18 protein-coding genes are annotated in these 19,027 nt (G+C 67.6%); 12 read left to right on the top strand and 6 right to left on the bottom strand.

Annotation, left to right across the window (positions count from 1 at the left end):
- Positions 1 to 25: 25 nt before the first annotated feature.
- The 4 genes from ACV530_RS08035 to ACV530_RS08020 form a co-directional block, all read right to left on the bottom strand.
- Positions 26 to 499, bottom strand: coding sequence for a MarR family winged helix-turn-helix transcriptional regulator (locus ACV530_RS08035; RefSeq protein WP_494331590.1), 474 nt, complete (start codon positions 497 to 499; stop codon positions 26 to 28).
- Between the two features lie 140 nt (positions 500 to 639).
- Positions 640 to 1,350 carry an AIM24 family protein gene (locus tag ACV530_RS08030; RefSeq protein ID WP_494331589.1) on the bottom strand — a complete coding sequence of 237 codons (711 nt, stop codon included), beginning with the start codon at positions 1,348 to 1,350 and terminating at the stop codon, positions 640 to 642.
- Positions 1,347 to 1,997 (bottom strand): AIM24 family protein, encoded by a 651-nt coding sequence (locus tag ACV530_RS08025; protein ID WP_494331588.1) that lies wholly within the window; start codon positions 1,995 to 1,997, stop codon positions 1,347 to 1,349. Before ACV530_RS08025 ends, ACV530_RS08030 begins: the two co-directional genes overlap by 4 nt.
- Complete coding sequence (locus tag ACV530_RS08020) at positions 1,994 to 2,632, bottom strand: AIM24 family protein (RefSeq protein WP_494331587.1); 639 nt, start codon at positions 2,630 to 2,632, stop codon at positions 1,994 to 1,996. Before ACV530_RS08020 ends, ACV530_RS08025 begins: the two co-directional genes overlap by 4 nt.
- Before the next feature lie 193 nt (positions 2,633 to 2,825).
- On the opposite strand from ACV530_RS08020, the gene ACV530_RS08015 reads away from it, so the two are divergent.
- The 6 genes from ACV530_RS08015 to ACV530_RS07990 all read left to right on the top strand — a co-directional run bounded on the left by ACV530_RS08015 (position 2,826) and on the right by ACV530_RS07990 (position 8,089).
- Positions 2,826 to 3,170 (top strand): DUF3817 domain-containing protein, encoded by a 345-nt coding sequence (locus ACV530_RS08015; RefSeq protein ID WP_494331586.1) that lies wholly within the window; start codon positions 2,826 to 2,828, stop codon positions 3,168 to 3,170.
- A complete protein-coding gene (locus ACV530_RS08010) occupies positions 3,167 to 3,463 on the top strand; it encodes an MTH1187 family thiamine-binding protein (protein ID WP_494331585.1) in 297 nt (98 codons plus the stop codon). The genes ACV530_RS08015 and ACV530_RS08010 overlap by 4 nt, the downstream gene beginning before the upstream one ends.
- A gap of 68 nt (positions 3,464 to 3,531) precedes the next feature.
- On the top strand, positions 3,532 to 4,044 hold the full coding sequence (locus tag ACV530_RS08005) for a MarR family winged helix-turn-helix transcriptional regulator (protein WP_494331584.1): 513 nt from the start codon (positions 3,532 to 3,534) through the stop codon (positions 4,042 to 4,044).
- Between the two features lie 141 nt (positions 4,045 to 4,185).
- Positions 4,186 to 4,524, top strand: coding sequence for a DUF3817 domain-containing protein (locus tag ACV530_RS08000; protein ID WP_494331583.1), 339 nt, complete (start codon positions 4,186 to 4,188; stop codon positions 4,522 to 4,524).
- Positions 4,525 to 4,632: 108 nt separating this feature from the next.
- Positions 4,633 to 6,333: a coenzyme B12-dependent isobutyryl-CoA mutase large subunit gene (icmA, locus tag ACV530_RS07995; protein ID WP_494331582.1), complete on the top strand. Its 1,701-nt coding sequence runs from the start codon at positions 4,633 to 4,635 to the stop codon at positions 6,331 to 6,333.
- A gap of 157 nt (positions 6,334 to 6,490) precedes the next feature.
- Positions 6,491 to 8,089, top strand: a complete 1,599-nt coding sequence (locus ACV530_RS07990; RefSeq protein ID WP_494331581.1) for an Ig-like domain repeat protein — start codon at positions 6,491 to 6,493, stop codon at positions 8,087 to 8,089.
- A gap of 22 nt (positions 8,090 to 8,111) precedes the next feature.
- On the opposite strand, the gene ACV530_RS07985 is transcribed toward ACV530_RS07990, so the two are convergent.
- Positions 8,112 to 8,744 (bottom strand): TetR/AcrR family transcriptional regulator, encoded by a 633-nt coding sequence (locus tag ACV530_RS07985; protein WP_494331580.1) that lies wholly within the window; start codon positions 8,742 to 8,744, stop codon positions 8,112 to 8,114.
- Between the two features lie 204 nt (positions 8,745 to 8,948).
- Here ACV530_RS07985 and ACV530_RS07980 point away from each other — a divergent pair, with 204 nt between their 5' ends.
- The 6 genes from ACV530_RS07980 to ACV530_RS07955 all read left to right on the top strand — a co-directional run bounded on the left by ACV530_RS07980 (position 8,949) and on the right by ACV530_RS07955 (position 18,402).
- Positions 8,949 to 9,905, top strand: a complete 957-nt coding sequence (locus tag ACV530_RS07980; RefSeq protein ID WP_494331579.1) for a tetratricopeptide repeat protein — start codon at positions 8,949 to 8,951, stop codon at positions 9,903 to 9,905.
- Between the two features lie 576 nt (positions 9,906 to 10,481).
- On the top strand, positions 10,482 to 11,111 hold the full coding sequence (locus ACV530_RS07975) for a DUF6230 family protein (protein ID WP_494331578.1): 630 nt from the start codon (positions 10,482 to 10,484) through the stop codon (positions 11,109 to 11,111).
- Positions 11,112 to 11,223: 112 nt separating this feature from the next.
- Positions 11,224 to 11,712 (top strand): DUF6114 domain-containing protein, encoded by a 489-nt coding sequence (locus ACV530_RS07970; protein ID WP_494331577.1) that lies wholly within the window; start codon positions 11,224 to 11,226, stop codon positions 11,710 to 11,712.
- A complete protein-coding gene (locus ACV530_RS07965) occupies positions 11,702 to 12,925 on the top strand; it encodes a hypothetical protein (RefSeq protein WP_494331576.1) in 1,224 nt (407 codons plus the stop codon). The genes ACV530_RS07970 and ACV530_RS07965 overlap by 11 nt, the downstream gene beginning before the upstream one ends.
- A gap of 447 nt (positions 12,926 to 13,372) precedes the next feature.
- Positions 13,373 to 17,716 carry an RICIN domain-containing protein gene (locus tag ACV530_RS07960; RefSeq protein WP_494331575.1) on the top strand — a complete coding sequence of 1,448 codons (4,344 nt, stop codon included), beginning with the start codon at positions 13,373 to 13,375 and terminating at the stop codon, positions 17,714 to 17,716.
- Complete coding sequence (locus ACV530_RS07955; protein WP_494331574.1) at positions 17,713 to 18,402, top strand: immunity protein CdiI family protein; 690 nt, start codon at positions 17,713 to 17,715, stop codon at positions 18,400 to 18,402. The genes ACV530_RS07960 and ACV530_RS07955 overlap by 4 nt, the downstream gene beginning before the upstream one ends.
- 80 nt (positions 18,403 to 18,482) lie before the next feature.
- Here ACV530_RS07955 and ACV530_RS07950 read toward each other — a convergent pair whose 3' ends face one another.
- Positions 18,483 to 18,941: an ATP-binding protein gene (locus ACV530_RS07950; RefSeq protein ID WP_494331573.1), complete on the bottom strand. Its 459-nt coding sequence runs from the start codon at positions 18,939 to 18,941 to the stop codon at positions 18,483 to 18,485.
- Between the last annotated feature and the right edge of the window lie 86 nt (positions 18,942 to 19,027).

Genomic DNA, 19,027 nt, shown 5'->3' with positions numbered 1-19,027 from the left:
CAGCCCCAGGAAACGGCGAACGGGCTTACTTCCCCCGCGTGGCACGCAAGTGCTTCGCCACCGGCACCAACGACTCCCGCAGCGCCTTCAACTCCTCCGCCGACAGCAGATCTATGAAGTGCTCGCGCACGGACGCGACATGGTGCGGCGCCACCTTCCGCATCGTCTCCCACCCATGCTCCGTGAGGACGGCGAACAGACCGCGCCGGTCCGACTCGCAGTTCTCACGCCGCACGAGCCCCGCGTTCTCCATGCGGGTGATCTGGTGCGAGAGGCGGCTCTTGGACTGGAGCGTCGCGGTGGCGAGGTCGCTCATCCGCATCCGGTGGTCGGTCGACTCGGAGAGGTTGACGAGGATCTCGTAGTCGTTGTTGGTCAGACCGAACGGCTGGAGGTCCCGTTCGAGCCGGTGCATCAGCAGCCGGCTGACCTCCAAGTGGGTCCGCCAGGTGCACTGTTCCTCGTCGCTGAGCCAGCGTGTGCCGTTCTCGGTGTCCATAGGGGGATTCTACCTAAGAAAGTTGAAAACTGAACCAATATATGCAGGAAATGGCCGAGCGAGAGGTCACGCGTTCGACGTTACACTCCGGAGGGTACCGCTCACAGCCCGAAGCGGCGCACGGGGTCCCCACCCCGCCTCTATGGCTGATTCGCACGGGCCGCACCCGGCACCCCCTCCTCGTCCGGCGCCCCGCCGGTCGCCCGCCCCGCGAGCAACTGCTCGGTGGACTGCAGCAGTACGGTCCCCGCGCCGACGAACTCGAATTGGTGCTCCTCGCCCGACGTCCCCCCGATGCCGGTGAGCATTCGCACCCCGCCCAGCACCCCGCGCAGATACCGGTGGTCGTAGTGATGACAAGGCGACGGGCAGTCGGCCCACCCCACCAGCGCCTGGGGGTCAACCCGGATGGGAGGCTCGGCGAAGACCACCGGACCGTTGGAGGCCGCCACGAACGTGCCTGTCCCTATCAGGGTCAGAAACCCCGGGATGATCGACTGCTTCAGCGACAGCGACGGCTCGAAGGCCAGCAGATTGCCCGAGCGCACGGTCAGGTTGCCGTCCTCGAGGTCATAGGAGTTGACGTCGAACGCCCGGTCCGCGAGGACCATCTTGCCCCGCCCCTCGGCCACCACCCAGTCCGAAGCGTGCAACGGGCTGTGAAAACTGGCCGCTATGAGGTGCTCGAGGGGCCCGTGACCTATCCCATGGAAGTTGATCTGCCCGTAGTAGGCGACCATCTTCCCTTTCTGCAGGAACCACCGCCCGTCGAGATTCACGCTGAACGCATAGGGGTTGATGTTGTCGTTGACCGGCAGCGTATGGACGTCATGGATCACCGGACCGTTCAAAGCTTCTCCTCCGACGCCTGGACGTACACCGTGCCGCTGCCCGACAGCTCCAGCCGGAACGCCTCGCCCGACCCCCGGCCGACCAGCTCACGCCAACCCACCGCCGCCGAGATCCTGTTGCGCACTTCGCCGCGATGCGCGACATAGGCCTGCGGATCGACATGCACAGGCCGGTCCGGGGTGATCGGCAGTTCGATGAAGCCGCCGTGCGCCATCACCGCCACCGCGCCATGGCCCTGGAGGGTCGTCGTGAACAGGCCCTGGCCCGTCATCTGCCCGCGCACCACCCCCATCACCCCGCCCTGCGACCCCATGAACATCGTGCCCTGCTGCAATGAACCCTCGAACGCCAGCAGCCGGTCGGCCTCCACATACAGCGTGTCCCCGGCCAGCTCCACGACGTGCACATGGTGGCCCCCGTGGCCGAACATGACCGAGCCGTCGCCCTCCACCGTCATCAGCGGGGTCGCCTCGCCCGTCACCCGGCGCCCGATCATCCCCATCACGCCGCCCTGGCCGCCCGTGATGCTCGGCGTGAACGACACCTCGCCCCGGTACGCGAGCATCGCGCCCCGCTGGCTGAACAGCCGCTGCCCCGGCACCACTTGGGCCTCGACCATGCGGGAGTTGAGTATCCGGAACATCACACGTCACCCCCGAACGTCTCCCGCTCACTGGGCTGCACATACACCAGACCGTCACCCTCGAACCGGATCTGGAACGCCTCGCCCGAGCCCTCCCCGATGAACGTCCGGAAGTTCACGCCCGACTGGAAGTGCTGCCGCAGCCGCCCCGTGTGGGCTATGTACGCACCCGGATCCACCTGGAGCGGCATGTCCGGCGTCACCCGCAGCACCACCGCCGTGCCCTCCGACAGGATCGCCGCCTGCCCCGAACCCTCCACCGTCGTGGTGAACAGGCCATTGCCCTGCGCACCGCCGCGCAGCCCCGTGAACGTCGTGCCCGTGCGCAACGCCCCGTCCGTGCACAGCAGATTGCTCGCCTCGACGTACAGCGTCTCGTCGTGCAGCGTGACGAGGTTGATCTCGCTCGCCCGGTCGGCGAAATAACAGGTGCCCGTCCCCTTCACCTGCATGACCGCCATCTGTTCACCGGTGATCCGGCGCGTGACCATGCCGCGCAGGCCGTCACCGCCGCCGGTCATCTTCTTGAACGTCATCTCCCCTTCGTACGCGACCATCGCACCGTTCTTGGCCTTGACGGTGTCACCGGCCATGTCGACGGCGAGGACCCTGCTTCCCTGGAGCCGAAACTGTGCCACGCCCCGACGCTATCGGGCACCACTGACAATTCGACAGGCCCAAAGGCCCAAGATCACCGAACCCGGATCCCCGGCCGGATCCCCGGACCCGGATCCCCTGATCCACAACGCGACTGCGACAATAGGGAAACTTGTGAATACGGTCACAAGCCGTGACCGTACGGACACCCGCTCCCGACCCCGAAGGTGCCCCGTGGACCTCAAGACCGCCACCGCCCTGCGCCGGCTCCGCCTGGTCTCCTCCCCGGAGGCCGTCTCCTGGCTCGTGATGATCGTGTGCATCGTGCTGAAGAACACGACGTCGTTCAACGCCGTGCCGGTCATGGGCTGGGTACACGGCATCGCCTTCCTCCTCTACGTGCTCTTCCTCGCCGACGCCTGGAACCGCACCAAGTGGCCGCTGAAGACCGTCGCCCTCTACCTCTTCCTCTCCGTCCTGCCGACCGGCGGCTTCTTCGCCGACCGCATGCTGCGCCGTGAGGCCGAGGCGAGCGTCATCGCCGCCCGCGCCCGCAAGGAAGGCGTGATGAACGCATGATCGTCGCCTTCTCCGTCACCCCGATCGGCGCCGGCGAGGACGTCGGCGCGTACGTCGCCGAAGCGGTGCGCGTCGTCCGCGAGTCCGGGCTGCCGAACCGCACGGACGCGATGTTCACCTCCCTCGAGGGGGAGTGGGACGAGGTCATGGACGTCGTCAAGCGCGCGGTCGGCGCGGTGGAAGCCCGCTGCGGCCGCGTCTCGCTCGTCCTCAAGGCCGACATCCGCCCCGGCGTCACGGACGGGCTGACGTCGAAGGTCGCCACGGTGGAGCGTCACCTGGCGGAGGGCTGAGCCGCGGGCTTCGGTCCGCAGTACGAGACACCGAAACCCGGCATATGGCCGACCGGTACGCTCGTACCGTGCCGAAGCCGCTCAGCCTCCCCTTCGATCCCATCGCCCGTGCCGACGAGCTGTGGCAGCAGCGCTGGGGGGCCGTGCCCTCCATGGCCGCGATCACCTCGATCATGCGCGCCCAGCAGATCCTGCTCGGCCAGGTCGACGCGGTCGTCAAGCCGTACGGGCTGACCTTCGCGCGGTACGAGGCGCTGGTGCTGCTCACCTTCTCCAAGTCCGGCGAGCTGCCGATGTCGAAGATCGGCGAGCGGCTCATGGTCCACCCCACGTCGGTCACCAACACGGTCGACCGCCTCGTCAAGGCCGGCCTCGTCGACAAGCGCCCCAACCCCAGGGACGGGCGCGGCACGCTCGCCTCGATCACGGAGAAGGGCCGCGAGGTCGTCGAGTCGGCGACCCACGACCTGATGGCGATGGACTTCGGCCTGGGCGTGTACGACGCGGAGGACTGCGGGCGGATCTTCGACATCCTGCGGCCCCTGCGGGTGGCGGCGGAGGATTTCGAGGACGCGGGCTGAAGCGCGCCCTACAGTGCTGGTGAGGTCAGCACGTTTCCCCCGCCATCGCGGGGGTGGTCCGACCAGGTACAGGACGTAAGGCCGGCCTTGGGCGTCGTCCCCGCCGACGCGGGGGTATTTCGGGCGGTTACGCTCGTATCCATGAAACGAAGCGTGCTGACCCGCTACCGCGTGCTGGCCTATGTCACCGGTGTTCTGCTGATCCTGCTCACCATCGGCGTCATCGCCAAGTACGGGCTGGATATGGACGGCGTGGCGGGCCTGGTCCGGATCGTTGCCATCGCCCATGGCTGGCTTTACGTCGCCTACTTGATCTTCGCCTTCGACATGGGCTCCAAGGCCAAGTGGTCCTTCGGCAAGCTCGGCTGGATCCTGGTCGCCGGCACCATCCCGAGCGCCGCGTTCTTCGTCGAGCGCAAGGTCTCCCGCGAGCTGGAGCCCCTGTTCGCCAACGAGGCCCCCGCCCCCGCGAAGGCCTGACGCCGCAACGCCGCCCCGGAGCCTTGTGCCCGGGGCGTTCGTGCGCGACCATTTACTAGGACGTCCTAGTAAATGGTCGCGCACGCGCGGAGAGGCGGACGGCACCCCATGGACGCATCAGCCATCGAGGCGGGACGCAACCGCTGGCAAGCGCGCTACGACGCGGCCCGCAAGCGCGACGCCGACTTCACGACACTCTCCGGCGACCCGGTCGACCCCGTCTACGGCCCGCGCCCCGGCGACGCCTACGAGGGGTTCGAGCGCATCGGCTGGCCCGGCGAGTACCCCTTCACCCGAGGCCTGTACTCCACCGGCTACCGCGGCCGCGCCTGGACCATCCGCCAGTTCGCCGGCTTCGGCAACGCCGAGCAGACCAACGAGCGGTACAAGATGATCCTCGCCGCGGGCGGCGGCGGGCTGAGCGTGGCCTTCGACATGCCGACCCTGATGGGCCGCGACTCCGACGACGGCCACTCGCTCGGCGAGGTGGGCCACTGCGGCGTCGCCATCGACTCGGCGGCCGACATGGAGGTCCTCTTCAAGGACATCCCGCTCGGCGATGTCACGACCTCGATGACGATCAGCGGCCCGGCCGTACCCGCCTTCTGCATGTACCTGGTCGCCGCCGAGCGGCAGGGCGTGGACACCGGCATCCTCAACGGCACGCTCCAGACGGACATCTTCAAGGAGTACATCGCGCAGAAGGAGTGGCTCTTCCCGCCCGAGCCTCATCTGCGCCTGATCGGCGACCTGATGGAGCACTGCGCCGCCGCCATCCCCGCCTACAAGCCCCTGTCGGTCTCCGGCTACCACATCCGCGAGGCCGGGGCCACGGCCGCGCAGGAGCTGGCGTACACCCTCGCCGACGGCTTCGGCTACGTCGAGCTCGGCCTGTCCCGCGGCCTGGACGTGGACGTCTTCGCGCCCGGCCTGTCCTTCTTCTTCGACGCGCACGTCGACTTCTTCGAGGAGATCGCCAAGTTCCGCGCGGCCCGCCGCATCTGGGCCCGCTGGATGAAGGAGGTCTACGGCGCGCGGACCGACAAGGCCCAGTGGCTGCGCTTCCACACCCAGACCGCGGGCGTCTCCCTCACCGCCCAGCAGCCGTACAACAACGTGGTCCGCACCGCGGTCGAGGCCCTCGCCGCGGTCCTCGCCGGCACCAACTCCCTCCACACCAACGCCCTCGACGAGACGCTCGCCCTGCCGAGCGAGCAGGCCGCCGAGATCGCGCTGCGCACCCAGCAGGTGCTGATGGAGGAGACCGGCGTCGCCAACGTGGCCGACCCGCTGGGCGGTTCGTGGTACGTCGAGCAGCTCACCGACCGCATCGAGGTCGACGCGGAGGCGATCTTCGAGCAGATCAAGGAACGCGGCCTGCACGCGCACCCGGACGCCCGGCACCCCATCGGCCCCATCACCTCCGGCATCCTGCGCGGCATCGAGGACGGCTGGTTCACGGGCGAGATCGCCGAGAGCGCCTTCCGCTACCAGCAGGCCCTGGAGAAGCGCGACAAGCGCGTCGTGGGCGTCAACTGCCATGAGGGCTCGGTCACCGGGGACCTGGAGATCCTGCGCGTGAGCCACGAGGTGGAGCGCGAGCAGGTGCGCGTACTGAAGGCCCGCAAGGCGTCCCGCGACGACGCCCGCGTGCAGGCCGCCCTCCGCACCATGATCACCGCCGCCCGAGACTGCTCCAACATGATCGGCCCCATGCTCGAGGCGGTCCGCGCCGAGGCCACCCTCGGCGAGATCTGCGACGCGCTCCGCGAGGAGTGGGGCACGTACACGGAGCCCGCGGGTTTCTAGGGTCTGCAATCAACGGGCCAGGGGCGGGTAAAGGGCCCGTCAAGCCGTCGCGTAGCCTCCAGGCTGACCAATTCCGGCCGTCGCCAGCGGCCTTCGCACCACCACTGGGGGCTACGACACCGTGCGTGTCCGTCGCAACACTTCCAAGCTCGCCGCCATGGGCGTCACCCTCGCCCTGGCCGCCGGTTCCGTCTCGCTCCTCGGCGCGTCCGCGCCGGCCGCGTACGCCGACAGCAAGACCACCCTGCCGATCACCGATGACTGGCCGCGCGGCGAGATGGTGGTGGACGGGGCCCACCGCCAGGTCTTCATCAGCGATCCCAAGACCAGCTCGGTGCTCGTCACCGACTACAACGGCAAGCTGGTGAAGCGGATCACCAACGAGACCAGCGGTGGCGGCCTGGCGCTGAGCCAGGACTCGGGAACGCTGTACGTCGCGCTGACGGAGGTCGACTCGATCTCCGCCATCGACACGGCCACCCTCAAGGAGAAGGGCCGCTACGCCACGGGCACCCGCACCGCCCCGGCGCACCTGGCCTTCACCGGCGGCAAGCTGTGGTTCGGCCACGGGTCGTACGGCGCGGGCGGCATCGGCTCGCTCGAGTTCGCCGGGGGACGGGCCAAGGTCACCCTCGACCAGGCGGACGGGGTCGCCTGGGACTACGCGCCGCTGGTGGCCGCGGCCCCGGGCAAGGACCGGGGCCTCCTGGTCGTCCAGAACGACGACGGGGACCCGCAGCACCGGGCGGTCTACGACGTCTCCTCCGGCACCGCCAAGCAGCGCGCCCACCGCAAGGGCTTCTTCGGCATCGCCGACAACGGGGGCATCGCCCTTTCCCCGGACGGCAACGAGGTCGTGTCCGCGGACGGCCGGGAGCGCCTGATCTCCCTGCGCTCCACGGACCTCAACGACTCCGATGTGACCCGCTACCTGGGCGGCAAGGACGAACCGCGGTCCGTGACGTTCGCCCCCAACGGCACGCTGGCCGTGGGCACCTGGCACAACGCCCTGATCTTCCGGCCGGGGGAGCGGCTGCCGATCCGCGGTTTCGACCTGGGCGACTACACCATCGGGCAGTCGCGCGGGCTGGCCTGGGCGCCGGACGCGAGCAAGCTGTTCGTCCTCACCAGCACCCTGGAGACCAAGGACAGCCTTGTCCTGCGGACGTTCGACAACCCCACCAAGGAAAGGACCGAGCTCAAGCTGAAGGCGCCCGCCAAGGCGCCCCTGGACAAGAAGCTCACCCTGCGCGGCACCCTCAACTTCTCGATCCCCGGCTGGCGTTCGCTCCCGATGGAGCTCATCCGCACCGACGCGGCCTCGCCCAAGGGCAAGTCGCTGGGCGTCCGCACGGTGTACCCGTCGATGGCCGACCACGCCTTCGAGGTCGAGGACGTCCCGGCGGTCGGCGGCAAGGTCACCTACACCCTTCGCTACAAGGGCGACGCCGACCACGCTCCGGTGGCCGCTTCCGTCTCGGTCCAGGTCCCGCGCAACAAGACCACCCTCGGCCTGACCGCCGATGCCAAGAGCGTCACCGCCAAGCTCGGCAAGACCTGGAAGGAGCGCACGGTCTCGGTCTACGCCCAGCCCGCGGGCGGCACCAAGAAGCTGCTGCGCAGTGCCAAGGTGGACCGCAACGGCAAGCTCGTGATCGCGTACAAGGCCGCCAAGACCACGACCTTCACGGCCGTGTTCGCGGGTGACGCCCGCACGGAGCCCGCCCAGGCGAAGACGGCGTTCAAGCGCCGCTGACGTCAGCCGACATCAGCCAACGTCAGCTGACGGAACCCTCTGCCGCCGCCGCGGCCAGCCCGCCGATCAGCAGCGCCGTGAAGCGGCGGGCCCACTCGCCGTCCACCGGCTCGGCGCTCACCAGTGTCCGGTGGACGACCGCGCCCGCGATCACGTCGAAGATCAGGTCGGCGGTGCGGGCAGCCAGGGCCGGGTCCGTTTCATAGGGCAGCTCACCGCGCCGCTGGGCGCGTTCGCGCCCGAGGAGCACCAGGGTCTTCTGGCGGTCGACGATCGCGGTGCGGATCCGGTCGCGCAGGGCGTCGTCGTGGGTGGACTCGGCGACGACGGCCATCAGGGCCGTCTTGGTCTCGGGCCGGTCCAGCAGATTCGCGAACTGGAGCACCACGCCCTCGATGTCGGCCACCAGGCTGCCCCGGTCGGGCAGTTCGAGGTGCTCGTCGAAGAGATCGGCCACCGCGTCCACGACGAGCTCGTTCTTGCCGGCCCATCGCCGGTAGAGGGTGGTCTTCGCGACCCCGGCCCTGGCCGCCACATCCCCGAGCGTCAGCTTCCCCCAGCCCAGCTCCACCAGCGCCGCACGTGTCGCGTCGAGGATCGCGCGGTCGGCCTCGACGCTGCGGGGTCGGCCGGTACGGCCACGGGCAGGGGTCATGGCCGAGACCTTACCGCCGAGTAGGGGCGGCTACCGGGTATGAGCCAGATCACCGAAAAAGCTTGCCCGGGCCCCTGTGGTTCCAGTTACGCTACGGGTCGTAGCGTAAAAGCGAGCGACAACCACGCCGCCGGGTGGGGACCCGGCGTTGCTGTACCGCTACGTACTTTTCCGATCGCAGCGCGGAAGGGGGAGGATAGACCCATGCAGCCACGGAACATGTCCATGAGTGGAGTGGTCGACCTCGCCGCGGTGAAGGCGGCCGGGGAAGCCAAGCAGAGGGCGGAGCAGACGCGTGCCGACGCGGCGCGCCACGGCGGTGCACCGGTCGCCGGTCCGCTGGTCTTCGACGTCGACGAGGCCGGTTTCGAGCGGGACGTCCTCCAACGGTCCGCCGAGGTGCCGGTCGTCATCGACTTCTGGGCCGACTGGTGCGAGCCGTGCAAGCAGCTGGGCCCGCTGCTGGAGCGCCTCGCCGGTGAGTACGGCGGCCGGTTCGCACTGGCCAAGGTCGATGTCGAGGCCAATCAGCTGCTCTTCCAGCAGTTCGGCGTGCAGTCCATCCCCGCGGTCTTCGCCGTGGTGGCCGGGCAGGCGCTGCCGCTGTTCCAGGGTGCCGCGCCGGAGGCGCAGGTCCGGCAGGTGCTGGACCAGCTGATCCAGGTCGCGGAGCAGCAGTTCGGCATCGTGGGCGCTCCGGCCGAGCCGGGCGCCGAGCAGCAGGCACCCGCGCGCCCCGCGGGTCCGTACGACGCCGTCCTGGGTGCGGCGCACGACGCGCTGGACCAGGGCGACCTGGGCGGTGCGATCCAGGCGTACAAGAACGTCCTGTCCGACGACCCGGGCAACACCGAGGCGAAGCTGGGCCTCGCCCAGGCCGAACTCCTGCTGCGCGTCCAGGACATGGACCCGCAGCAGGTCCGCAAGGCGGCGGCCGACGCCCCGGGCGATGCCGCGGCGCAGATCGACGCGGCCGACCTCGACCTGGTCGGCGGTCATGTCGAGGACGCCTTCGGGCGGCTGCTCGACACGGTCCGGCGGACGGCCGGCGAGAACCGGGACGCGGCGCGCGTGCGGCTGCTGGAACTCTTCGAAGTCATCGGGCCGGACGATCCGCGTGTGACGGCGGCCCGTACGGCGCTGTCGCGGGCACTGTTCTGACGGGCTCCGACGAGGTGGAGGCCAGAGCTCTGGCCTCACGCCCGCAACAAACGGCACAGCGTCTGCCCTTTATCAAATCTTAATAAACGCGGCAGCTGCTACTGCAAGTAACGGAAAACCCGGGCCTTCGCCCGGGTTTTCCGCTTATCCACCCCTTCGCCCGAACACGCTCCGGCAGCATCCGGTGTCCGGTTGATACGGAGCGGACGCCCTTCGGTTATCGGTGCGTTACTCGCTAGTAATGAACCTCTTGTGCCCCGCCCTGGAATAGACCACGATCGGCGAAGCTCGGTCCATCACCGTCAGCCCGGCAGCCGGTCGGGGCGCGGGAGTTGGTTCCCCACCGGGCGGGCCGGCGACCATGCCGGTTCTCGGGGCAGGGGGGTCGCCGTCGTCAACGGCGGTGCCTGTCCCGGCGGTTGCGCAACCAGCGTGGCCAAGTGGTTGTCGCTCGGGGGTGTTCGCTTCGCCGGGGTCCCGGCCGCGGTGTACCTCCCGAGGACGTAGCACGTCTCCCACCCGAGGCAGGGTTCCCACGCCCGTACCTGGGGTGTACGTCCGAGAAGGAGGCAAGTCATGAAGTCCCAGGCTCGTGGCGGGACCAGATGGAAGCGGTTCGCCGTCGTCATGGTGCCCAGCGTCGCCGCGTCGGGTGCGGTGGTCGTCGCGATAGCGCAGGGCGCGCTCGCGGCGTCGTTCAGCGTTTCGGGGCAGCAGTTCCAGGTCGCGGCGCAGCACATTCACGGTACGGGGTTCACCCAGTACGGCTCGGCGGACCCCAACAAGAAGGGGCCGAACCCTGTCGCCGTGGTCGGTATGGACAAGGCGGAGATCACCAGCCTGTGCCAGTCGGTGACCATCCCCACGCCGTTCGGCGATGTGGGCCTTCAGCTGAAGGCCGGTGACAAGGGGACGGACGTCGAGGCGCAGAAACTCTACATCGACGCGACCGACATGAACGTCAACAAGGCTGTTTTCAAGAACATCGACATCGGTGTCTCGGCGGACGGGACCACCAAGGGCCCGGGCCCGAACCCGGGCGACAAGACAGGGCACGTGCCCGGCTCCTTCGCCCAGCAGGCGACGGAGGTCGACTTCACCGGCGTCGACCAGAAGGCCTGGGCGTCCTCGGCGGGAACGTTCACCCTGCCCAACCTGAAGATGGGCGTCAGCCTTGGCGCGCAGAAGTGCGAAGTGAAGCAGTAGCGCTGACGCGCCGAACGGGCGGGTACGGGAGCGCAGTTGATATTCCCGTACCCGAACGTGTCTCTTCCTCCTCACGTACCACCGATTCGCCAGTTCCGAGGAGCTGCACATCATGAGCGCCGATACGCGACCACGGTCGATCGACAACTTGGGAAGCGCACGCCGTTCGTTTCGGGACTGGCGGTGGCAGCGCCCGTTCTGGGCAGGGCTGTGGACCATGCTTTCGGGTGTGCCGACCATGTACATCCCGTACCAGACCATGAAGATCGGTGACTTGAGCCTCCGGCTCTCCACCACCGCGGGCGCGGGCTCGCTGATCATAGGGGTGCTGCTGGTCGTGCTGGGGCTGACCATGTGGTTCCAGCGGCAGTCGAGGGTCTTCGCCGGTGTCGCGGCGATTCTGCTTGCGGTGGTGTCCCTCGTTGTCGCGAACTTCGGGGCGTTCCTGCTCGGTTTCCTCCCCGCTCTCCTGGGCGGCGCGCTCGCTGTCTCCTGGATGCCGGGCAAGCCGCTCGTGGAAGCGGTGGACGGCGGTGACACCGCAGGCCCTCAGCCCGTGAACCTGATGAAGGACGGCGATGGGGGCAACCATGCCGACTGACGACGTGTACGAGGACGACCGGGCCAGAAAGGGGCCGCGCCACGCGGCCCCGAAGAAGCCGCTGTTGGCGCGGCTGCACATGCCGGCGGGCAAGGCGGTCGCTCTTGCGGCGATGCCCAGTGCCGTGCTGATGGGCATCGGTTTCACGCCCCAGCTCGCGCAGGCCAAGCCCACGGATCCGCCCAACCCCTTCGGTGACGCGCTGTGCGCGACGGCATCTCCGGACAAGACGCCCGAGGCCACTCCGAGCGCAAGCGCAAGTGCGAGTCCGGACGATAAGGCGAAGGAGCCTTCGGCGACTCCCACTCCGACGGCGTCGGATGACGACGAGGGCAAGGACGACAAGCCCGCGCCCTCACCGACGGTGAGCCACAAGGACCATGCGCCGCAGCCCATACCGGCACCGACGCACACTCCGTCCGTTACCCCGTCCCCCTCGGCATCGGCCACTGCCACCCCGTCGCCGACCGCGACGCCCTCGCCGTCCCCGAGCGCCTCGAAGACGGCCGAGCCGAGCGCGTCCCCCAGCCCGTCCGCGAAGCCCAAGCCCACCGGGTCGGCCAAGCCGGACCGGGCCGACAAGGCGAAGAAGCCCACAGAGGCGCCGGCCACCCCGACTCCTGCGGAGACGACGTCCAAACCCAGTACGTCACCGACACCTTCGCCCTCGGAGACCCCGTCCTCGACCGCGTCTCCTTCGCCGAACGCCAGCGCCTCGAAGACGCCGCCTCCGTGCCCGAAGCCCAACGCGAAGGCAGCGAATGGTGAGTTCGCCTTCGCCAACAACCCGTGGTACCTCGAGTCGAGCAGGCTCACCCTGACATGGGTGACGTTCGAGGGCGTCAAAACGGTCACGACGGCGGACGGTCACCAGAAGAAGGTCTTGAAGTTCTCCGCGAGCTCGCTGAAGATCAAGGATCTGCACGCTCTGGTCAACGACCGGGGAAGGACCATGCACCAGGCCGGTATCGGCCAGACCTCCACGATCGACGGTGGCAAAGTCACTATGTATACCGAGGAGTTGAAGGGCAAGCTCCTCAGTTTGCTGCCGGTTGACTTCACCCCGTCCAGCCCGCCGCCGATGATTCCCGGTGTGCCGTTGCCCATCATGTGGTTCGACAACGTCAAGATCACCCAAGCGGGCCAGGCGGGCGGCACGCTCACGATCCCCAACATGCGGATCTACATCACGGACGGTACGTACCACCCCTAGACCGGGAGCCGCCGGAAATCGCTGTGGCCGCCACCTCAACTAGGTGGCGGCCACGGCCTGTACAGCGCGTATGAGGTACCGCCCTGGTCTCGAAGTTTTCCTTGTCACCTACACGGTCTGTGTGGCTAGGATGACTTCGCGTTGAGTGGGCCTTTACCTGCTCAGCTATCACGTATGCCAGTCAACTGGCGGCCGGAAGAATGCCGTTGCCCACGATGAGGGGTTCGCCGTCATGCCGTCGTACCGGTCGCTCGTGCGCGTCAACGCAGTCTGTGCTGGGCGCCGTTTCCCCTGAGCGACACCGCATTGTGCCCCTCTTCGGCTGCGCTTCGGCGCCCTCGCCTCTAGTAAAGAAGGGATGTTCTTTTGTTCCGCGGATTAGGGTTCTCAAACCCCAGATCACGAAGACCTGCAACTCCCACCCGCATCATCACATCTGTCACCGTCATGGCCGTCCTCGGCGGTGTGGCTGTCCAATCCGGTCTGTCGAACCGCGACGCCAAGCATCGCATCGATCTGGTCGACTACGAGGACACGGCTGCCGCGCAGTTGCGGCAGGACCAGTGTCTGATGGCCGATGTGCTGCGCCTGGGTGGTTCGACCATGGCCGCGACCGCGCAGGACGGCCTCAATCAACCCCCGGACAAACTGCACACCTTGGCCGACCGGAAGTTCTGGGAGGACACGCCACTTGCCCAGGCGTACAAGAAGGACCGGGATGCGGCCGACAAGGAAATGGACGCCATCCATGCCCTCCGGGACGAATGGAAGAAGCCGCTCGACGGACTGACGACTCCGGCTGGCTTCAACGAGACCAACTTCCACTGGCCGCCCGATGGCAAGGACGACTTCTACGCTCAAACTGGTCTGATCAAGTGGACCGCCAACCGGTTCTGGAAAGACGACAGCGACTTCTACAAGGACCCCACTCCTCAGGCCGATGAGCAAACCGTCAAGGCTGTCAAGGACCTTGGAACTCCGCTGTACGGCAAGGACCCGGATCCAAGTCTCCCCGGGGACGAGTGGAACCGCGCCGTTGCCGAGCGGGACGCGTTCAAGCTCCTGTCTGACTGGTCCTTGCAGCCCACGGGTGCAGACAATGCCCGTATCTTCCTTGGGTCGGGGGGATTTCCCCGCGCCACCCCGCAGCCGGGTACCCCGGAATACCGCATCGCGGTCGAGGACTTGAAGACCCGGTTTGCCGCGTGCGCGTGGCGTGACCCAATCGACCCGAACAAGGTGTTGGGCGACGTATCCAGCACCGCTGCTGCGGAATGGCAGCAGGAGATCGCCTCGCAGACCGTGCAGCGCAACCAGATCCTGAATTCCAATACGGACGCCACCAAGGCGCTTGCCAACGGGGCAAAGGCTCTGGGGTACATGCTGGGTCATTCGTGGGTCGCCGATCACCTGGCCCGCTGGCAGGCCTACTGGTCGCCCGGCGGCCCCGGATGGATCGGTGACAAACCTGCGGTGATGGAGGTGCACGCTGCGCGCGGCATGTGCCTTGATGTCGAGGGCGGCGGGAAGGCCAACGGCACCCCGGTCCAGGTGCACACATGCAATGGCACGGCTGCGCAGCAGTGGCAGATCTACGGCGACGACCTCGGTCTTCACCTGCGGAACGTGAACTCCCAGAAGTGCCTTGACGTGTCCGGGAACGACACCGCAAACGGCACGAAGATCCAGATCTGGGGCTGCAACAGCTCTACGGCGCAGACGTGGGAGTACAACCTGCGCGCCACCACGAGCCTGAAGAACGTCGGCACGGGCAGTTGTCTGGACCTGCGCACGTACGACAACAATTCCGACTCGCGACTGTGGACGTGCAACGGCACCGACCCGCAGAAGTTCGACATCAAGCCGTCCGGTCACAACGGCACTGTTCAGCCGGCGGCCCAGTTCGACAAGGCGAGGAAGGGCATCGCGGACGCCCAGGCGGCGGCGAAGAAGCAACTCGACGTCCTCAAAGCACAGGCCGAGGTGGCGAAGAAGGCCGCCACCGCTTCCGACACCGCCGAGCAGGCCGCCTACGCCATCGCGGACAGCAATGGCGCGCCTCGGGGTCGTGGCCTGCTGGTCGGCCAGCAGAAGGCTCAGGTCACCAAGGGCACGGCTGCCGCGCTGGAGGCGATGGTGAAGGCTGGCGAGACCGCCGAGGCCGCCACCCGCGCATCCGGCGGTGACAGCCAGACCATCGCGCAGCGTGCGCTGGCCCAGGCCGCACAGGCAAAGGCGGAATTCCGCAAAGAAGCCGCGCACACGGCCGAGTTGCAGGCCAAGGCGGACGCCGAAGCGGCCAAGGTGCACCGGGACAACGCGAAGAAGGACAAGGAAACCGCGGAGGCGAAGCTCGCCGAAACCGTGAAGGCGGAGGCAGACGCGAAGAAGGCCGCGGCCGACGCCCACGCGAAGCGGCTCGCCGCAGAGGCGGAAGAGAAGACGGCGAAGGCGGAGAAGGAAACCGCTGCTGCCAAGCAGGCCGAGGCTGCCGAGCACAAGAAGAACGCCGAGTCCTACGCGTCGACGGCGAAGGATGCCGACAAGAAGGCCAACGAGTCGGCTGCCACGGCTGCACAGAAGCGGGAGGGGGCAGAGAAGGCCCGCGACAACGCCAAGGCAAAACGGGACGACGCGTGGGACGCCGAACAGAAAGCGGACGCGGCGCGCGCCAAGGCAGACGCCAAGGACGCGTACGCCGACGCACACGAATCCGACGACAACGCCAAGGATGCACGCGCCGCAGCTGACGCGGCTGACAAGGCCGCCGGCGAGGCGGAAGCAGCTGCGAAGTCGGCCAAGAGCGAGGCGGACGCCGCGACCAGTGCGGCTGCGGACGCAGACGCTGCGGCTACTCGTGCCGAGGCGGCAGCCAAGCGGGCCCGGTCTGATGCGGATGGCGCTCAGGCTGCAAAGCTGAAGGCCGACGCCGCGGTGAAGACGGCGACCAGCGCTGCTGCGGACGCGATCGAGGCATCGCAGCATGCCGCCTCGGAGGCGAAGGCAGCGGTCAAGTTGGCCGACGACGCGGAGAAGCAGGCGAAGGACGCCAAGTCCGATGCGGATGAGGCGAGCAAGGAAACCGCCAAGGCCCTGGCGGCATCCGCGAAGTCCGCCGGCTACGCCTACATAACCGCCCAGGCTGCCGTGGACGCAGGCAACGCTGCTTCACAGGTCGCCAAGCCGGCAAACGACGCGATCCAGCTCGGCTCCCCCTACGTCACAACGGACCTGGCGGCGGGCCTGGTTGTCCTGACGGGGCAGGCGTCGAAGACGATTGCCGAGCAGCAGCAGGCCGTTGCCGACACCCACGCCAAGAACGCCCAGAAGGAGGCCGCGCTCGCCAAGGCCCTCGCCGAAGCTGCGAAGGGAGACACGAAGGCCGCATACCAGCACGCGGCCAACGCCGCCTCGTACGCGGCGGATGCCCGCACGTACGCGAAGGAAGCCCTTGGCTACGCGGCCGATGCCGCCAAGGCCGCCTCGCAGGCAGCGGCGTCTTTGGCCCGCGCGATGGACTACGACCGCCAGGCCACCGAGGACGCGGCTGCAGCGGACAAGGCGGCCGGTGGCGCCGAAAGCTACGCCAAACAGGCCCGTGAATCCGCCGACCAGGCTGTCCTCGATGCCCAGGCCGCCCGCGACGCCGCATCACAGGCCCAGGCGGCGGCGAAGGACGCACGCGAGGCTGCTGATCGCGCGGACGCCGACGCCACCGCAGCGGAGGCGGCGGCGAAGGACGCACAGAAGTACGCCGAGGAGGCTCAGAAGGCTGCCGAGGAGGCAGCGCGGAAGCAGGCGAACCAGCAGGTCTCGACGGGGGCCGGTACCGGGATCGACCACACCTTCTACGTTGTTGACAAGGTCACCCCGGTCGGGGATCCCGAGTCGACCACATGCGAGCTGGGCATGGGCAACTCCGGCTGCGACGTGACGTTCACGCTTCACTTCGATGCCACAGTCAGCTTCTACCTGTGCATCAACCCCGATGTCCCCGCTACCGAGGCGGGATGCCCGAAATCGGATACCGTCTTCCTAGACACGCAGACCTACAAGGGTCTCACCAAGACGTTCAACAAGCACTTCTCCAACTGGGACATCGTCAAGGAAGTCGACAAGGCGTTCCTCAAGGGCATCTGGAAGGTGCTCACCCAGGACTTCGTTGACTGCTACCGCGGCAGCGTCTCCGGATGCGTGTGGGCTGTCGCGCTCGTGCCCGGTGCGAAGGTCCTCCAGGCCCTCAAGCTCGCCGAGAAGGTGAAAGAGGCGATCAAGACCGGCGTGGGTGCCGAAAAGCTCCTCGGAGACCTCAAGAAGATCTTCGGAGAGAAGCCGTCTGCGACGGATTTGGCCAATCCAGACAGCCTTGCAGGAATGGCGCTTCGGTTGTCCGAGCGTATGGCTGATCGGGCAAAGGCTGCAAACAGCGTCGACCTGGACCTAGTGAAGAAGCTCGAAGCAAGTGGAGCCAATTTCAACCGGTCGAAGGTGGTCATGGCTGTCAGGTATCCGAGGCCCGGAGTTCCCGTAGCGTGGCTGGAAGTTGGCGACTCGCGGGCCGGTCTTATCCACGTCATATTTCGGCATGCAGGCGAATTCATCGAGAAGGGCGTGGCTGCGGAGGATATTCCGAAGTTGCTCAAGAATGCCTTGACCGATGGAAAGATCGTCGGTCATCAGGGTGCGGACGGCGGACGGCCGATCTACGAGACCGTGTTCAATGGGATGACACATCGAGTCGCCATCACGGTGGGCGACAACGGTTTCATCGTAGGAGCGAACCCGGTATGAGCCACCAGGACGAACCCCGTCATCTCCTCGTGCGTGCACGAGGAGACCGGTCGCCCCTGTACACCTCGGGTGCAGGACCCAGTGCGGACCACGGCGATTTCACCAGCGGCGTTCCACTCGACGATCCCGACCTGGATCTTCCTGGGGGCCTGGCGCATGAACTGGCCTGCTGGTCCACGGCCTGCCCACCGGAAGGCATCGCCTCCCGACCCGAGCTGCGCAAGCACGTCAAGGAGGGCTTGGAGCTCGCCCAAATGCTGGCGAAGCATCTGGGACCCGCGTGGGTGGTGCGCTACTGGGACGAACAGCACGGCACGGTGAAGTTCGTGTGCTGGGGATGTCAGCGACTGCACTGGTCTCTTGAGGCACATGGCAGTCCGCCGCATCCCATGCACATCGTCGTCGAGGGTGAGTATAAGTGGCATCCACTCCGTGCAGAGGGATTCGGCGATTTCGCGCCGGACGATCCAGTTGCCGCTCTCGGGCTCTCCGACGACCTGGTCGACGACTTGTACAAGTGGTCGACCGACTTCGACGCCAATATGAACCTGTATTTGGAGGAGCGTGACACGGAAAAGGACGATGCCCGCCGCAAGGAACTGGAGCGTCGTGGTGAGAAACTGACCGAACGGATCGCCCGCGAACTAGCCCCGGGCAGGACCGTGACGTACGGAGGGCTTGCTTAGCAGATCCTGCTGAACGAGCCGTCACCTGGCGCTCTCCACCTGCCACTGGAGGAGGAGAGCGCCAGAGTTCTGTTGCCATCTCATCGAACGAGCCGGAACCACACGGACTTGCCCGGGGCGGGAGTGTGGTGGCAAATCCCCCAGTCGGTGGCGCAGGCGCTGATGAGCTGCATCCCGCGCCCGGTCACTGGCTGATCGTCGGGCTCGCGCCGGCATGGTGGGTCGAGCGTGGGCACGCCGGGTGCGTTGTCGCGTACGAGCACGCGCAGGCCGCTGGCGGTCGCCCACTCGGCGTACAGGCCGACTGGGTCCGAACAGCCGCTGCTTCGGCAGGCGTTGATGGCATTGGTCACCGCCTCGGAGGTAAGCAGGATCGCTGTGTCCGTCAGGTCCTCGCGCTTGGCGACGGCCAGCGCCGTGCGGACGGCGTCCCGGGCGGTGCGGACCCAACTGCGCGCGGGCGGGAAGACGAGCGAGAAGCCGGAGTGGGGGAGCGAGCGGGGGGCGGGGACGGGTAGGGCAGAGGCGGTGGGGCACATGCGTGACTCCTTGGGCTCACGAGATGGGTGTGCCATGAGCGCTGTGTCTTCCTGACGGTGCGGTGGCGTTGCCGGTACGTGTCGTT

The sequence above is a fragment of the Streptomyces sp. SX-6 genome (assembly GCF_059089585.1).
Note: the sequence above shows the minus strand (reverse complement) of the source record. Positions and strands in the feature narration are given on the sequence as shown.

Coding starts and splice junctions, on each gene's coding strand:
- ACV530_RS08035 (WP_494331590.1), bottom strand. CDS start 499: ATGGACACCGAGAACGGCACACGCTGGCTCAGCGACGAGGAACAGTGC.
- ACV530_RS08010 (WP_494331585.1), top strand. CDS start 3,167: ATGATCGTCGCCTTCTCCGTCACCCCGATCGGCGCCGGCGAGGACGTC.
- ACV530_RS08000 (WP_494331583.1), top strand. CDS start 4,186: ATGAAACGAAGCGTGCTGACCCGCTACCGCGTGCTGGCCTATGTCACC.
- icmA (WP_494331582.1), top strand. CDS start 4,633: ATGGACGCATCAGCCATCGAGGCGGGACGCAACCGCTGGCAAGCGCGC.
- ACV530_RS07990 (WP_494331581.1), top strand. CDS start 6,491: ATGGGCGTCACCCTCGCCCTGGCCGCCGGTTCCGTCTCGCTCCTCGGC.
- ACV530_RS07985 (WP_494331580.1), bottom strand. CDS start 8,744: ATGACCCCTGCCCGTGGCCGTACCGGCCGACCCCGCAGCGTCGAGGCC.
- ACV530_RS07980 (WP_494331579.1), top strand. CDS start 8,949: ATGCAGCCACGGAACATGTCCATGAGTGGAGTGGTCGACCTCGCCGCG.
- ACV530_RS07975 (WP_494331578.1), top strand. CDS start 10,482: ATGAAGTCCCAGGCTCGTGGCGGGACCAGATGGAAGCGGTTCGCCGTC.
- ACV530_RS07970 (WP_494331577.1), top strand. CDS start 11,224: ATGAGCGCCGATACGCGACCACGGTCGATCGACAACTTGGGAAGCGCA.
- ACV530_RS07965 (WP_494331576.1), top strand. CDS start 11,702: ATGCCGACTGACGACGTGTACGAGGACGACCGGGCCAGAAAGGGGCCG.
- ACV530_RS07960 (WP_494331575.1), top strand. CDS start 13,373: ATGGCCGTCCTCGGCGGTGTGGCTGTCCAATCCGGTCTGTCGAACCGC.
- ACV530_RS07955 (WP_494331574.1), top strand. CDS start 17,713: ATGAGCCACCAGGACGAACCCCGTCATCTCCTCGTGCGTGCACGAGGA.
- ACV530_RS07950 (WP_494331573.1), bottom strand. CDS start 18,941: ATGTGCCCCACCGCCTCTGCCCTACCCGTCCCCGCCCCCCGCTCGCTC.